At 75.5% G+C, this 14,333-nt stretch carries 10 protein-coding genes; 4 read left to right on the top strand and 6 right to left on the bottom strand.

Translation table 11 applies throughout. The features are described from left to right. Positions 1-498: 498 nt before the first annotated feature. Positions 499-1,788: a hypothetical protein gene (locus tag ACF09K_RS05280; RefSeq protein WP_392241160.1), complete on the bottom strand. Its 1,290-nt coding sequence runs from the start codon at positions 1,786-1,788 to the stop codon at positions 499-501. 206 nt (positions 1,789-1,994) lie between these two features. Beyond that, complete coding sequence (locus tag ACF09K_RS05275; protein ID WP_392241159.1) at positions 1,995-3,752, bottom strand: protein kinase; 1,758 nt, start codon at positions 3,750-3,752, stop codon at positions 1,995-1,997. Between the two features lie 539 nt (positions 3,753-4,291). On the opposite strand from ACF09K_RS05275, the gene ACF09K_RS05270 reads away from it, so the two are divergent. Next, complete coding sequence (locus tag ACF09K_RS05270) at positions 4,292-5,443, top strand: glutathione-independent formaldehyde dehydrogenase (RefSeq protein WP_392241630.1); 1,152 nt, start codon at positions 4,292-4,294, stop codon at positions 5,441-5,443. Between the two features lie 193 nt (positions 5,444-5,636). On the opposite strand, the gene ACF09K_RS05265 is transcribed toward ACF09K_RS05270, so the two are convergent. From ACF09K_RS05265 to ACF09K_RS05250, 4 genes are all read right to left on the bottom strand, one after another. Then, complete coding sequence (locus ACF09K_RS05265) at positions 5,637-6,680, bottom strand: rod shape-determining protein (protein WP_392241158.1); 1,044 nt, start codon at positions 6,678-6,680, stop codon at positions 5,637-5,639. 554 nt (positions 6,681-7,234) lie between these two features. Then, on the bottom strand, positions 7,235-8,578 hold the full coding sequence (locus ACF09K_RS05260; RefSeq protein ID WP_392241157.1) for a carboxyl transferase domain-containing protein: 1,344 nt from the start codon (positions 8,576-8,578) through the stop codon (positions 7,235-7,237). Next, on the bottom strand, positions 8,575-10,053 hold the full coding sequence (locus tag ACF09K_RS05255; RefSeq protein WP_392241156.1) for an acyl-CoA synthetase: 1,479 nt from the start codon (positions 10,051-10,053) through the stop codon (positions 8,575-8,577). Before ACF09K_RS05255 ends, ACF09K_RS05260 begins: the two co-directional genes overlap by 4 nt. 176 nt (positions 10,054-10,229) lie before the next feature. Then, positions 10,230-11,306 carry a MerR family transcriptional regulator gene (locus tag ACF09K_RS05250; RefSeq protein ID WP_392241155.1) on the bottom strand — a complete coding sequence of 359 codons (1,077 nt, stop codon included), beginning with the start codon at positions 11,304-11,306 and terminating at the stop codon, positions 10,230-10,232. Positions 11,307-11,442: 136 nt separating this feature from the next. Between ACF09K_RS05250 and ACF09K_RS05245 the strand changes: the two genes are divergently transcribed. The 3 genes from ACF09K_RS05245 (at position 11,443) to ACF09K_RS05235 (ending at position 14,308) form a co-directional block, all read left to right on the top strand. Continuing rightward, positions 11,443-12,414 carry a RimK family alpha-L-glutamate ligase gene (locus ACF09K_RS05245; protein WP_392241154.1) on the top strand — a complete coding sequence of 324 codons (972 nt, stop codon included), beginning with the start codon at positions 11,443-11,445 and terminating at the stop codon, positions 12,412-12,414. Positions 12,415-12,689: 275 nt separating this feature from the next. Continuing rightward, positions 12,690-13,463 (top strand): IclR family transcriptional regulator, encoded by a 774-nt coding sequence (locus tag ACF09K_RS05240; protein WP_392241153.1) that lies wholly within the window; start codon positions 12,690-12,692, stop codon positions 13,461-13,463. Beyond that, positions 13,460-14,308 carry an SMP-30/gluconolactonase/LRE family protein gene (locus ACF09K_RS05235; RefSeq protein WP_392241152.1) on the top strand — a complete coding sequence of 283 codons (849 nt, stop codon included), beginning with the start codon at positions 13,460-13,462 and terminating at the stop codon, positions 14,306-14,308. Before ACF09K_RS05240 ends, ACF09K_RS05235 begins: the two co-directional genes overlap by 4 nt. Positions 14,309-14,333: the final 25 nt, after the last annotated feature.

Raw genomic sequence — 14,333 nt, 5'->3', positions numbered from 1 at the left:
CCGCCGCGCGTCTGGTCGTCGGGGTCGGGGCCCGGGTCGGGGTGTCCGGTGCCGTACGACCCGTCCGGGCAGTCCGGCACGTGCGTGGCCGTACCGAACGGCCCCGGAGTCGTCGACGGCCGCCAGGACGGTCTGCGCGTCGCGTCGTTCGCGTCGCGCGCGAGACGGGTCCGCAGGCCCACGTCGGCCTCGGCGGTGTGGACGACGGCGGGGGCACGGCTCCAGGGGGAACCGGCGGGCGGTCTCCGCCGGTTCCCCCTGGAGCCGTGCCCCGGCGGGTGCCGGCGCGAGGAGCGGACCGGCCGCCGCGACGGCCGTCACGGCGGTGGGGGGCCGCCGGTCCGCCGCGCGGCCGGGGCTCCTTCGGCCACGCGGGCCGGACCGGCTCCACGGGGCGTGGGTGATCGTGAGAGGGGGCGACGGCGTTCCGGGGCGGCCGTTCCGGAACGCGGGAAGGCCCCGCCGGACGGCGGGGCCTTCGGGGCGTCGGACGGGACGTCAGGCGATCTTGTCGTAGCGCAGGGCGACGTACGACGAGGCCGGGTGGCTGTCGATGGTGCCGCTGTAGACGTTGGCGGTCGAGTAGTTCATGTCGGAGCTCGGGCTGCCCTCGGAGTAGTAGTAGAAGGAGCCCGCGTCCTGGTCCTTCCAGCCCGCGAAGAGGACCACGTGTCCCTCGCTGCTGGAGTTCAGCGCGTCACCGGGCCGGAGGTTCGCCTTGGAGATCTGCGCGGCCACGCCGGGGAGGGACGACGTCGTCAGCGAGGTGGTGAGGTGCCAGGTCATGGAAATGAAGCCGGAACAGTCGGTGCGGTAGGAGTGGTCGCCGTCGACGTCGGTGGCGTAGGCGCTCTGGCTGTACTGGACGTTGCGGCTGTACCAGTCCTTGGCCCGGGCGATGACCTCGTTGCGGTAGATCGTGCCGCCCTGGACGGACTTCGGCGGGGCCGGCGCCACGTAGGCGCAGTTGTCCGCGTAGGCCGACAGCAGGCTCTGGGTCCAGCCGGACGCGTCCACCGGGTCGTCGGTGTGGTAGGCGATGTCGCTGCCGTCACCGTCGGTCGGGTCCACGTCGTGGTACCAGTACATGCCGCCGTTGGTGCGGCCGTAGTAGAGGCCGCCGCCCGGTGAGGAGAGCGAGTCCACCCCCGACCAGCCGCTCGACTTCAGGACCGAGCGGTCCCAGTCGCCCACACCGTTGATCTTGTAGCTCAGCAGGCGGCCGTCCGAGGTCGAGGCGATGATGCGGTCGTCCCCCGCGGCGGCCAGCGTCTTGAGGACGAAGCCCGTGTCGATCACCACGTGCTGGCCTATGTGGGCCGACCCCGAGGGCTTGTCCTGCGACACCAGGTACTGGTGGAGCTGCCCCTCGACCGTTCCGTAGAGGTGGCCGGCGCCGTCGTAGACCATCTTGTCGAAGGTCCAGCCGCCGTCCCAGATCTTGACGACCCCGGCCACCGAGAGCGAGGTGTTGTTGGTCTGGACGTCGACGCGGTAGAGGTCACCGGCCGTCGAAGTGACCAGCACCGTGTTGAAGTTGAGGGTCGCCATCGCCTTGGGCGTGAAACCGAGGGCCGGCCCGATCAGCGTCTTGACCCGGTCGCCGGTGTTCGGCGCGATCTGCGTGTACGTCAGCTTGCCGTCCGACAGCGTGCCGTAGACCGACACGTCACCGGTGCACGAGGCGGCGGCCTGCGCGGCTCCGCCGGTGACCGTGACCAGTCCGAGGGACAGGGCGCCGACGGCGAGGGCGGCGGAGGCGCGACGAACGGTGTTGCCCAGCTTCATGGGGTTCTCCTGCGGCGTGGAAGTCGAGCGGGCGAGGGCACGTCGCTCCCCGGACAGCTGCCCTGCAGGTGCAGCTGTGAGGGTTCGCAGCGGGTGGTGCGCCCGGTGGCAGGAACTACTCTCGCCGCAGGTCACGGGGGTGAGAAGGGAGATCAGGTGGACTCAACCGGCCCTGGCCCGTTGCGTCCTGAGCCGGTGTCGGTTCCTCAGTCCTCGGCGCGCAGGGCCGTCCAGGTGGCGTGGCCGACGACGCCGTCGGCGGTCAGTCCCCGGTCGTCCTGGAAGTCGCGTACGGCGGTCTCCGTGCCGGAGCCGAAGTCGCCCTCGGCGTCGCCGCCGGCGAGGCCGTAGCCGCGCTCCGTCAGCATGCACTGCACCTGCAGGACGCGTCTGCCGGTGTCGCCCCGCTGGGTGCGGCCGCTGCCGAGGTAGTGGGTGCAGTCGGTGTTCCAGGGCGCGGTCACGGGATCCGCGGCGGGGCTGCTCGGGGCCGGGGCCGGGGCGGTGGAGGCGCCGGGGCCGGCCGGTGGGGCGGCGGAGGCGGACGTACGGCCGCCGGAGAGGGACGGGAAGGACGGGAAGGACGGGGGGAACGGGGAGGACGGGCCGACGGTGGCGAGGGAGCCGGAGGTCTCGCCGGCGGAGCCGTCGGGGCGGGCCGCGCTGCCGCCCCTGGCGGAGGTGCCGCTGAGGGCGTGGCGCGAGGGGGAGGAGGTGATGCCGCCGGAACCCGCGCCGGGACCGGCGGGGCCGGTCGCGGCCGATCCGGGGGAGTGGGCCGTGGCGGGGGAGTCCTGGCCGGTGAGCGTGTGGACGCCCGCGGCGGTCAGACAGAGGACGACGGCGGCGGCGCCGGCCAGCAGCGGCTTGCGGTACCGGCCGCCGCGAGGAGCGCCGGGCGGGGGCCCCGCCGCGGGCGGGGGCGTCGGTTCCGCGGGCGGTGGGGGCGGCGCCGGCGTCGGGCGGGCTAAGCGGGCCCTGCGGTCGACCGGGAGGCGGAACAGCACCTCGTACGCCCGCTGCCGGGCCAGGACCCTGGCGCCCAGCGGGTCCGGCCAGCCGGGCGGGCCGGCGTGCCGCGCGGCCGTCCGCAGGAGTTCCGCCGGGGTGGGGCGCCGGCCGGGCTCCTTGGCCAGGCACGCCGACAGCAGGGAGCCGAGCGCCGGGTCCGCCGACGAGATCTCGCCGAGCAGGTCCCGGTCGGGTTCCTCGAAGGCGACCCGGTGCATGACGTCGACGCCGGTCCCGTCGCCGAACGGGGCCCGTCCGGACGCGGCGAAGACCAGTGTCCCCGCCAGCGAGAACACGTCCGACGCCGGGGTGGAGCGGCCCGTCCTGAGGTGCTCCGGCGACATGTAGGCGGGCGTGCCGACCCGGTTGCCCGTGCCGGTGATCGAGCTCGCCTCCGCCGCCCTGGAGATGCCGAAGTCGATGAGGTGCGCGCCGCGGAGGGTGAGCAGGACGTTGGACGGCTTGAGGTCACGGTGGACGATGTCCGCGGCGGCGAGTTCGCACAGGGCCCGCGCGAGGTGCTCCGCCACCTGCCAGACCGTGGCGGCGGCGAGCGCGCCGTCCTCCCGCACGGCCTGCGCGAGGTCCGGTCCGGGGAGGTACTCGGTGGCCATCCACAGCAGTTCGTCCCGGAACCCGGTGCCGCACAGCTTCGGCGCGTGCGGGGTGCGCAGCCTGGCGTGCACGGCCGCCTCCCGTTCGAACCGGCGCCGGAACCGGGGGTCCTCCGCGTACTCCGGCCGGATCACCTTCAGGGCGACCAGGCCGGGACTGCCGTCGACGGGGCGTGCCAGGTAGACGCGTCCCATGCCGCCGCTGCCCAGCCGGGCCGACGGCACGTAGGGGCCGACCTGCTCGGGGTCGTCCGGACGCAGGGGTGAGGCGCCCGCCTGCCGCAGCGCGGCGGCCTCACTCGCCGCCGGGTCCGATGCCGACGACCGCTGATCTGGCACGTGTGTTCCCCCAAGTGGTGCTCGGCGCAAGTCGGTTCACTTTCGTGGAGTGTGAAGAGGCTAGTGCAGCACGGGACGATGTTGGTCCTGTCGTGAACGGTTCGTAACCGCTTGTTGTCGGCGGGACGGTTGCGCCGGACGGGCGCGCGGGGCCGGCCGCTCGGTGCGGCGCGGTACGGCGCGGTGCGGCGCGGCGATGGACCGGCCGGCCGCTCCGTACGGCGCGGCGGTGGACCGGCGTGCCGCGTCCCGGCCGTGTCCCCGTCGCGTTCCCGCCGTGTCCTTGCCACGTCCTCGACGGCACCGCGTGCCGCCCTCTGCCGCGTCTCCCGGCACCGCGTGCGCCTTCCGCGCGGGGTGCCCGGTGGGAACCGGTGGGAAGTTGCAGCGCGTGCGGGACGGGCGTTCCCTGGAAGTGTCAGTGGGAGCCGGAGCGCCTGGGACTGCGGAACGGACCGAGGGGCCGTTGGCGCGTGCCGTCGAGGGCCTCGGCCGGGGCGGTCCACCGTCGTCCGACGCTCCACGCGGAGGTGAGCCAGGTGAAAGCCGTCGTCTACGAGAAGCCCTTCAGCGTCACCGTCAGGGAGGTCGAGGACCCACGGATCCAGCACCCGAACGACGTGCTGGTACGCGTCACGTCCTCCGCCATCTGCGGTTCCGACCTGCACATGTACGAGGGCCGGACCGCGGCCGAGGCGGGCATCGTGTTCGGGCACGAGAACCTCGGCATCGTCGAGGAGGTCGGCTCGGGCGTGACCTCCCTGTCCGAGGGTGACCGGGTCGTCATGCCCTTCAACGTCGCCTGCGGATTCTGCAAGAACTGCCTCGCCGGGAGGACCGGCTTCTGCCTGACGGTCAATCCCGGCTTCGCCGGCGGGGCTTACGGCTATGTGGCCATGGGGCCGTACACCGGCGGGCAGGCCGAGCGGCTGCGGGTGCCGTACGCCGACTTCAACTGTCTGAAGCTGCCGCCGGGCGACGAGTTCGAGACCGACTTCGTGCTGCTCGCCGACATCTTCCCGACCGGCTACCACGGGTGCGAACTCGCCCAGGTGTCCCCCGGCGAGACCGTGGCCGTCTTCGGCGCCGGCCCGGTCGGGCTGATGGCCGCGTACTCCGCGATGCTGCGCGGCGCGGCGAAGGTGTTCTGCGTGGACCGGGTGCCCGAGCGGCTCGCCAAGGCCGAGGAGATCGGGGTCGTTCCGATCGACTTCACCCAGGGCGACCCGACCGAGCAGATCAAGGAACAGACGAACGGGGAGGGGACCGACAAGGGCGTCGACGCCGTCGGCTACCAGGCCCAGGCGCACGACGCGAGCCACGAGGAACCCGCCGTCGTCCTCAACACCCTCGTGGAGACGGTCCGGCCGACGGGCATGCTCGGCATACCGGGCCTGTACGTGCCGTCCGACCCGGGCGCGCCCGACGAGCACGCCAAGCGCGGCCAACTGCTGGTCTCCATCGGCAAGATGTTCGAGAAGGGCCAGCAGATGGGCACCGGCCAGTGCAACGTCAAGCGGTACAACCGCCAGCTGCGCGACATGATCATCGCGGGGCGCGCCGAGCCCAGCTTCGTGGTCTCCCACGAGGTGTCGCTGGAGGAGGCACCGGGGGCGTACGAGAAGTTCGACCAGCGGGTGGAGGGCTACACCAAGGTCGTCCTGCACCCCGGTCACACGCTCGCGGCGTAGGCCAGGGCGGCGCACCGCACGGCTGACGCGCGGGGCTCGCGCCCGGGGCCGACGCCACGGGGCTCGTGCCCCGGGCCCACGCACGGCCGTCGGCCGGGAACGGGGCCGCGCCGGGGCCCGTGCGCCGGTCGCGGGCCCGTCCCGGCAGGCCGGTGGCCGTGCGCCGGCCCCGGGCACGGAGGCCGGCGGGGCGTCAGGCGGTCGCGATGGGCCGCAGGGTGAGGGGCTCGACCTTCCCCTCCAGCATCGCGCCCAGACCCTGGGCGGCGCAGATGTCGGGCCGTTCGGCGATGTGCACCGGCATGCCGGTGGCCTCCCGGAGCATCTGGTCGAAGCCGGGCAGCAGGGCGGAGCCGCCGACCATCATGATCCCGCGGTCGGCCAGGTCGGCCACCAGGTCCGGGGGGCAGTCCCGCAGCACCCGTCCGATGCCGTCCAGGACGGCGGTCAGCGGGGTCTCGATGGCGCCCCGGACGGCCGCGGTGTCGACCCGTACGGACCGGGCCAGACCGGTGGCGACGTCCCGGCCGTGGATCTCCGTGGAGGCCGGGCCCTCCGGGGTGAGACCGTTGCCGGACAGGGCCAGCTGGAGCGGCCGCACGGACTGGCTGGGGAGCATCAGCTCGTGTTCGTGGCGCAGGTGCTGGACGATCGCGTGGTCCACGGCCTCGCCGCCCACGGGGATGCGTTCGGCGGTCACGATCGAGCCGAGGGAGAGGACGGCGACCTGGGTGGCGGCCGCCCCGCACACCATGATCATGGTGGCTTCGGGCCGCTCCACGGGCAGCCCGCAGCCGACGGCGGCGGCGATGAGGGTGTCGACGAGTTCGACGCGCCGGGCGCCGAGCCCGACGAGCGTCTCGACGGCCGCCCGCCGGGCCAGCGGGTCGGCGTCGTGCGGGGTGCAGGCGGCGGCCCGCAGGAACGGCTTGCGGCGCAGCTGGCGGCGGGTCTTGTCGCCGATCAGGTGCCGCAGCATGCGCTGCGCCATCTCGATGTCGACGACCGTGCCCCCGGAGACCGGGCGGACGACGCGGATGTAGTGCGGGGTGCGGCCGGTCATCCTCTCGGCGAACTCGCCGACCGCGATCAGCGCGCCGGTGCGGGTGTTCACGGCGGCGACGGACGGCTGGTCGACGACGAGGCCGGCCCCCTTGACGTACACCCGCGTCCGCGCCGCGCCCAGGTCGACGGCGAAGTGGCAGCGGCGCAGCTGCTCCAGACCGGTGGTGGTCATGAAGGTCCTCCCGAGAGCACAGGCCGTGGCGGCCGCCGGGCCTTCGTGAGCGGGCCGCCGGGTGGTGACCCTCCCTCGCATGGTGCGGGGGCGGCAGGGCGGGCGCCCCCTGGAGGGGGCCGGGCGGGGAGCCGCCGAACGGGGGGTCCGCCACCCGTTCGGCGATTCGATCCGATGCCCCGATGCCCCGATGCCCCGATGCCCCGATGCCCGGTTGCCCCACTGCCCCGCTGCCTCGTGCCCAGGACCGGGGCCCTGCCGGGCGCGCGCCGTCTCCGGCACCTCCGCCGGCGACCGGACGGCCACCCGGTACCCGACGCTCGACGTCCGGCGGCCCGCAGCTCCTGCTCCTGCTCCACGGTGGGACTGCGCGTGAGGCCGGTGAACCGCGGTCCGGACCGTCGACGGCGGTCGGCCCCGCCACCGTGGCCCCGATCGGCACCCCGGCCGCCGCGCCGACGCGTGCGGCGGCAGCCGGTACGGCTCCCCACGGCGGCGTACGGCCTCCTCGCGCACGCCCCGTCGCCGCGGCCCGCGCCGGGACGCCGGCATCCTCACGGCAGGTCCGTGCGGACCACCCCCAGCTCCGCCAGGTCCTGCGGCCGGATGCGGAGCCGGCCGGCCGTCGCCTCGACCTCGTCGGGCGGCCGCTTCAGGATCGCGGCGGCCGCCTCCGGCGCGATGACCGAGAAGTAGCTGTCCGGGGTGGCCCAGGTCCGGCCGGGCGCGGCCAGCGCCAGCGCGCCCCCGGACCCGCCCTCGCCGATCACCAGTGTGGTGAGGGGCGTCCGCGCGGTGGCCACCGCGCCGAACAGTTCGGCGATCGCCGCGCCCGCGCCCTGCCGCTCCGCCTCGGCGTCGTTGGCCGCGCCCGGCGTGTCCACCAGGGTCAGCACCGGGATGCCGAGCCGGTCCGCGAGCCGGATCAGCCGGGTGGCGGTGCGGTAGCCGGCGGGCCGGGTCGCGGCCCCGGTCTGGGCGGCGTAGGCGACGGTACGGCCCCGGTGCTCGCCGAAGCCGCACAGCATGCCGTCCGGGTCGGTGCCGCCGCAGCGGTCGCCGCCGATCGCGGCGCGCAGGGTGAAGTAGGCGTCCAGGTAGGCGTCGGCGCGCGGGCGCCGGGGCGAGCGGGCGCGCAGGACGGCGTCCCAGCCGGTGGCCGGAAGGTCCTGCGCGCCCAGGGCGCGGGGTACCGGCGCGGGCTCCTCGGACGGGCGGGTCAGCAGCCGCAGCCACCGCCCCAGCGTCTCCCGCAGCGCCCCGGGCTCCACGACGGCGTCCGCCGAGCCCGCCGCCACCTGCGCCTCGGCGGTGTAGGCGGCGGGGTCGGCGTCCGGCGGCCGCACCCGCGACCCGGCGAAGCCGACCTGGGCGCCCGGCAGGGCGAGCACCACGTCGGCGCCCGCGCCCAGGGTGGCCCAGCCGCCGCCGGTCGTCGGATCGCGCAGCACGGCGATCTGCGCCAGCCCGGCCTGCCGGGTCAGCGCCGACTGCCGTGCCACGCGCTGGAGTTGGGTGAGGGCGATCATGCCCTCCTGCATCCGCGAGCCGCCGGTGGCGACCAGCGCGACGACCGGCAGCCGGTGGTCGCGGGCGTGGCGGTACGCCGCCTCCAGCCGGTCGCCGGTGCGTTCGCCCAGCGAACCGCCCAGGAAACCGAACTCGAAGGCGATCAGCACGGCGCGGGTGCCGCCGACGACGCCGACGCCGCAGACCACGGACTCCGTCTCCCCGGTCCGCTCGGTGCCGCGGGCGCGCGAGGCGTCGTAGCCGGGCCAGCCCAGTGGGCCGTCGGGGGCGGACTCGCGCGCCGGCCGGGGGAGTTCGTCGAAGGCGGCGGGGGAGTCGCCGACGAGGGCGAGGACCTCGCGCGCGGAGAGCCGGGGCGGGCCGCTCATGACGGCAGCGCCCGCTTCATGATCTTCCCCATGTCGTTGCGGGGCAGCACGTCGAGGTACCGCACGGTGCGGGGCCGCTTGTGCGGGGCGAGCCGCCGCGCCACGTGGCCGGCCAACTCCTCCTCGCCGGGTGGCGAGTGCCGGTCGACGGGCACGACCCACGCCACGACCCGCTCCCCGAGGTCGGCGTCCGGCTCCCCGGTGACGGCGGCCTCCCGCACGCCCGGATGCTCCAGCAGCGCGTTCTCGATCTCCCCGGCGCCGATCTTGTAACCGCCGCTCTTGATCAGGTCGGTGGCCTTGCGCCCCACGATCCGCACGTACCCGTCGGGGTCCCGCACCGCCATGTCCCCGGTCCGGAACCAGCCGTCGGCGGTGAACGCCGCCGCCGTGGCGTCCGGCCGGTTCAGGTACCCGGTGAACAGGTTCGGCCCGCGCACCTGGATCTCCCCGACGCTCTCCCCGTCGTACGACGCCAGGGGCGTCCCGTCCTCCTCCACGAGCCGCAGCTCCACGCCCGGGAGCGGCACCCCGACCGTGCCCGCGCGGGGCGCGCCGTCGGCGCGCACGGAGGTGTTCATCAGCGTCTCCGTCATGCCGTACCGCTCGATCACCCGCTGCCCGGTCGCGGCCGTGATGCGCTCGTGGTCGTGCACCGGCAGCGCGGCGGAGCCGGAGACGAGCAGCCGGGCCCGGCCGAGCGCCTCGGCGAGCCCGGGGTCGCCGGGGAGGGCCTCGGCGAGCCGGTGGTACATGGTCGGCACCCCGAACAGCATGGTGGCGCCGCCGTTCAGCTCCCGGGCCACCCCCTCGGGGGAGAACCGTCCCAGGTGCCGCACCGACCCCCCGCGCCGCAGCGGCCCCAGGACGCCCAGCACCAGCCCGTGCACGTGGAACAGCGGCAGCCCGTGCACCAGCACGTCCTCGCCGGTCCACCGCCAGGCGTCGGCGAGCGCGTCCAGCGTCGCCGCGACCGCCCGCCGGGGGATGACCGCGCCCTTGGGCGGGCCCGTGGTGCCGGAGGTGTAGACGACGAGCGCGGGGTCCTCGTCGTCCACGGGGTCCACGGGGTCCACGGGCGCGCGGCCGGGGAGCCGGCCGGATGCCCGCACGTCCACCTCGACGCGCGGCACCCCGCCCGCGGCGGCCGGCAGCACGGCCCCCGGCTCGGTCAGCAGGAGCGCGGGCGCGCTGTCGGACAGGATGTGCGCGAGTTCCCTCTCCCCGGACTTCGGGTTGAGCGGCACCACCGGCACCCCGGCCTCCAGGGCCGCCACGACGGCCACCGCCGTCTCCGGCGCGGCCGTCGCCCACACGGCGACCCGCGCGCCGCCGCCCGGCAGCCGCTCGGCCAGGGAGCCCGCCGCACCGGCGAGTTCGGCGTACGTCAGGGACCGGTCACCGAACCGCAGGGCCGCACGGTCGGCCGGCGGACCGGACGACGGGTCCGACAGGGCCGGGAAGAGAGAGGACACCGGAACACTCCTCGGGCAGGGGACGACACGGTCGTTCCTACCCCATGACCGGCCCGGTCCGTCGCTCCCGGAGGGCGACGCCGGTCACGTCCGCCGGGCGGCGAGCGGCACCTGCGGGCCCTGCGTGGATCGGAACGCGCCCGGAGTGCGGGCCGGGTCGAGGGCCGGAGCCCGGGTCAGGCCGCCTCCACCACGTCGGCCACCACGCAGCTCACGTTGTCCGGGCCGCCCGCGCCGTTCGCCTCGGCGAGCAGGGCGCGGACCGTGCCGGCGGGCGAGGGGACCTCGGTGAGCAGGGAGCGGATCCGGGACTCGGGGACCACCGTCGACAGGCCGTCGGAGCACAGGAGGTAGCGGTCGCCGGCGCGGGCGTCGTGCAGGCGCAGCTCCACGTGCGGGGGCGCGGCGCCGGTCAGGGCCTTCAGGAGGAGGGCGCGCCGGGGGTGGGTGGCGGCCTCCTCGGCGGTCAGCCGGCCCTCGTCGACCATCGACTGGACGACCGTGTGGTCGTGGGTGATGAGGAACAGGGCGCCGTCGCGCAGGAGGTAGGCGCGGGAGTCCCCGATGTGGACCAGGGCGAGGCGGGAGCCCGTCCGCACCAGGGCCGTCAGGGTCGTACCCGTGCCGTCCGCGCCGTCCGCCGCGTCGCGCACCGCGTCGTTCGCGTCGCGCACGGCGTCCTCCAGGAGATCGAGGACCTCCCCCGCCGGCATCTCCTCGGTGTCCAGGAACCGCAGGGCCGCCACGGCCGCCCCGCCGGCGGGGGCGCCCGCCGGCCCGAAGCCGTCCGCGACCGCGAGCAGCCGGCCGCCCGCGTACGCCGTGTCCTGGTTCTCCGGGCGGACCCGGCCCCGGTCCGAACCGGCCGAGTGGCGAAGTTCCAGCATGGTGGTGTCCTCCCTCGACGCCCGGGGTGTCCGGGACGTGTGCGACAACTGGTCCACGAGGAACGCCGCGAGGTCACGCCGTACGGCCGTCTCCGCCTCGACCCGCGCCCAGTGGGCGCGGACCTCCCCGGCGGCGGCCGCCGGGTCGAGCGCGCACACCTCGCGGATCCGCGCGAGCGGCATCCCCAGCCGCCGCAGCCACGCCACCAGCCGCGCCCGCTCCAGCTGGTCGGTGGTGTAGTAGCGGTAGCCGGTGGCGGGGTCGACCCGCGCGGGGCGCAGCAGTTCCAGCTCGTCGTAGAGCCGCAGTGCCTTCGGCGACAGCCGGGAGGCCTTCGCGAAGGCCCCGATCGTCAGCATGTGCATGCGCACTCCGTTCCCGTGTCCGTTCCGCCACCGATGCTGGGGCTTCCCCGAGGGGGAGGGTCAAGCGGGTTGCGGCGGTTGCGCGGGCGGCGGTTAGCCTGCGGGTCCGTGCCCGTCGTGAGAATGGAGCCCCGCCGTGCCCCGAGTCGCCCTCGTCACCTACGACCCCCGGCCGGAGCCCAGCAAGGACCGTGACCTGCCGGTCCTGGTGCGGGCGCTGGAGGAGGCCGGGGCCGGGGCGGAGGCCGTGTGCTGGGACGACGCCGACGCCGACTGGGCCTCCTACGACCTCGCCCTGATCCGCTCCACCTGGGACTACAGCTGGCGCGCGGCCGAGTTCACGGCGTGGGCGGAGCGCTGCGCCGCGGCGACCCGGCTGGCGAATCCGGCCGCCGTCGTGCGCTGGAACACGGACAAGCGCTACCTCGGCGAGCTCGCGGCGGCCGGGACACCCGTCGTCCCCACCCGCTACCTCGCCCCCGGCGACCCGGTCGACCTGCCCGGTGACCACGAGTACGTCGTCAAGCCGACCTCGGGCGCCGGCGCCCGCTACGCCGCCCGCTACACCCCCGACCGGCACGACACCGCCGTACGCCACCTGGCGCGCATGCACGAGGAGGGGCTGACGGCGATGGTGCAGCCGTACGCGCGCAGCATCGACACGGCGGGGGAGCGGGCCCTGCAGTTCTTCGGGGGCCGCCTGCTGCACGCCAGCCGCAAGCGGGCCGTGCTCGCGCCCGGGACCGCGTTCGACGCGGCCAAGGTCGCCCATCCGGGGCTGGAGCCCTGGACCCCGACGGCGGCCGAACTCGACGTGGCCGAGCGGGCGCTGGCCGCCGTACCGGGTGCGCCCGAGCTGCTGTACGCGCGCGTCGACCTGGTGGACGGCGACGACGGCCGGCCGCGGGTGATGGAACTGGAACTGGTGGAACCGAACCTCTTCCTGTTCCTGCACCCGCAGTCGGTGCCGCGGGTGGTGGAGGCGGTCCTCGCGGCGGCGGCCGCCGCCTCCGCATCCACCCCCTCCACTCCCTCCGCCGCCTCCGCAGGCCGGGGTTCCTCGGGGCCTGCCCCCGCACCGCCGTCCGCTGCGGCAGCCCCCAGGTGAACTCGGCGGCCACCTCCCGCCGCATCCCCTCCCGGTCCGGCGCCGTGAAGGCCGGGGACCGGCGGGCCGCGCAGCCGCCCGCCGGGCGACGTGCCTGCCCGTCGGCCGGGCCGCGCAGCCGTCCGCGTACCGGTGGTGGGCCGGCGCGGTGTTCGGTATCCCGTCCCCGGCCATTGCCCGGCACCTCGCTGTGTGACTAGCCTGTGTTCGTCATGCCGATCGTCTGTTGAGATTTCGAACGCAGGCCTGAGACGAACCAAGGGAGGGGGCCGGCCGTGGGACGACTGGTACCTGCCGTTACCCGGGCTCTCGACATCCTCGAGCTCTTCCTCGACGGGGACGGCACGCTCTCCGCCCCCGACATCGTGCGCCGGCTCCAGCTGCCGCGCACCACCGTGCACGAGCTGGTCACCACGCTCGCCGCCCGGTCGTACATCGTCACCGTCCCCGGACAGCCCGGACGCTACCGCCTCGGCGTGCGGCCGTACCAGCTCGGCAGCCGGTACGCCGAGCAGCTCGACCTGGCCGCCGAGGGCCAGCAGGTGGCCCGCACCGTCGCCGAGACCTGCGACGAGACGGTCCACGTGGCGATCCTGGAGGGCACGGACGTCATCTACATCGCGAAGGTCGACTCCACCCACGCCGTGCGCATGGTGTCGGCGGCGGGCCGGCGCCTGCCCGCGCACTGCACCTCCGTCGGCAAGATGCTGCTCGCCTCCCTCTCCGACACCGAGCTGGGCGCGCGGATCCCCGACGACGCCGACCTGGTCGCCATGACGCCCAACAGCATCACCGACCCCGGCGCCCTGCGGGAGGCCCTGGCGGGGATCCGGGAGCGGGGCGTCGCGGTCGAGAACCGGGAGTCGAACCCCGACGTCAGCTGCGTGGCGGCCCCGGTGCGCGACCGCACCGGCCGGGTCGTGGCCGCGCTGTCGATCTCCGTCCCCATGATCCGCTGGAGCGACGAGCGCCGCATCGAGCTGGAGCAGCTCGCGGCCAAGGGCGCGGCCGAACTGTCCGAGCAGCTCGGCTACCGGAGCGCGGCATGACGAACACGTTCGACGTCGCCGTCCGCGCGGAGGCCGCCCTCGGCGAGGGCCCGACCTGGGACCCGGCCGGCGGCCGCCTCCTGTGGCTCGACATCCTCGGCTCGCGCCTGCACGCCTACGACCCGTCGACGGGCCGCCGCACGGTGCGCGTCACCGACCAGCACGTGGGCGCGGCCAAGCCGCGCGCGGGCGGCGGCCTGGTCCTCAACCTCCGCGACGGCGTGGGCCTCCTGGACGAGGACGGCGGCTTCCGCTGGCTCCACCACGAGCCGGTCCCCGGCCGCCGCGCCAACGACGCGGCCGTCGCGCCGGACGGCTCGCTCTGGGCCGGCACGATGCGCTACGACGAGGCGCCGGGCGGGGGGTCCCTCTCCCGGATCACCGGGGACGGCTCGGTCTCCGTGGTCCTCGACGACGTCGCGGTGAGCAACGGGACGGGCTGGAGCCCCTGCGGCACGCTGATGTACTACATCGACTCCCCGACCCGCCGCGTCGACGTCTTCGACCACGCCGACGGCCGGGTGACGAACCGCCGCCCCTTCGCCGTGATCGAGGAGGGCGCCGGCTTCCCCGACGGGCTGACGGTCGACGCGGACGGATGCGTGTGGGTGGCCCTGTGGGACGGCGGAGCGGTGCGCCGCTACACCCCGGCGGGCGCGCTGGACCGGGTGATCCGCTTCCCGGCACCCCGCGTGACGGCCTGCGCGTTCGGCGGGCCCGGCCTGACCGACCTGTACGTCACGACGGCCCGCGTGGGCCTGACGTCGCCCCACCCCCTGTCGGGCTCGCTCCTGGTCGTCCCCGACGCGGGCAAGGGCCTGCCCCTGCCGGCGTTCGACGGCTGAGGGGCTGAGGGGCGGAGGGGCCGAG

This window comes from Streptomyces sp. NPDC014882, assembly GCF_043081325.1.
Classification (GTDB): domain Bacteria; phylum Actinomycetota; class Actinomycetes; order Streptomycetales; family Streptomycetaceae; genus Streptomyces.
Note: the sequence above shows the minus strand (reverse complement) of the source record. Positions and strands in the feature narration are given on the sequence as shown.

What these genes read in the sequence shown, in the direction of transcription:
- ACF09K_RS05280 (WP_392241160.1), bottom strand. Translation starts at nt 1,788, where the DNA reads ATGAAGCTGGGCAACACCGTTCGTCGCGCCTCCGCCGCCCTCGCCGTC.
- ACF09K_RS05265 (WP_392241158.1), bottom strand. Translation starts at nt 6,680, where the DNA reads ATGACCACCACCGGTCTGGAGCAGCTGCGCCGCTGCCACTTCGCCGTC.
- ACF09K_RS05260 (WP_392241157.1), bottom strand. Translation starts at nt 8,578, where the DNA reads ATGAGCGGCCCGCCCCGGCTCTCCGCGCGCGAGGTCCTCGCCCTCGTC.
- ACF09K_RS05250 (WP_392241155.1), bottom strand. Translation starts at nt 11,306, where the DNA reads ATGCACATGCTGACGATCGGGGCCTTCGCGAAGGCCTCCCGGCTGTCG.
- ACF09K_RS05235 (WP_392241152.1), top strand. Translation starts at nt 13,460, where the DNA reads ATGACGAACACGTTCGACGTCGCCGTCCGCGCGGAGGCCGCCCTCGGC.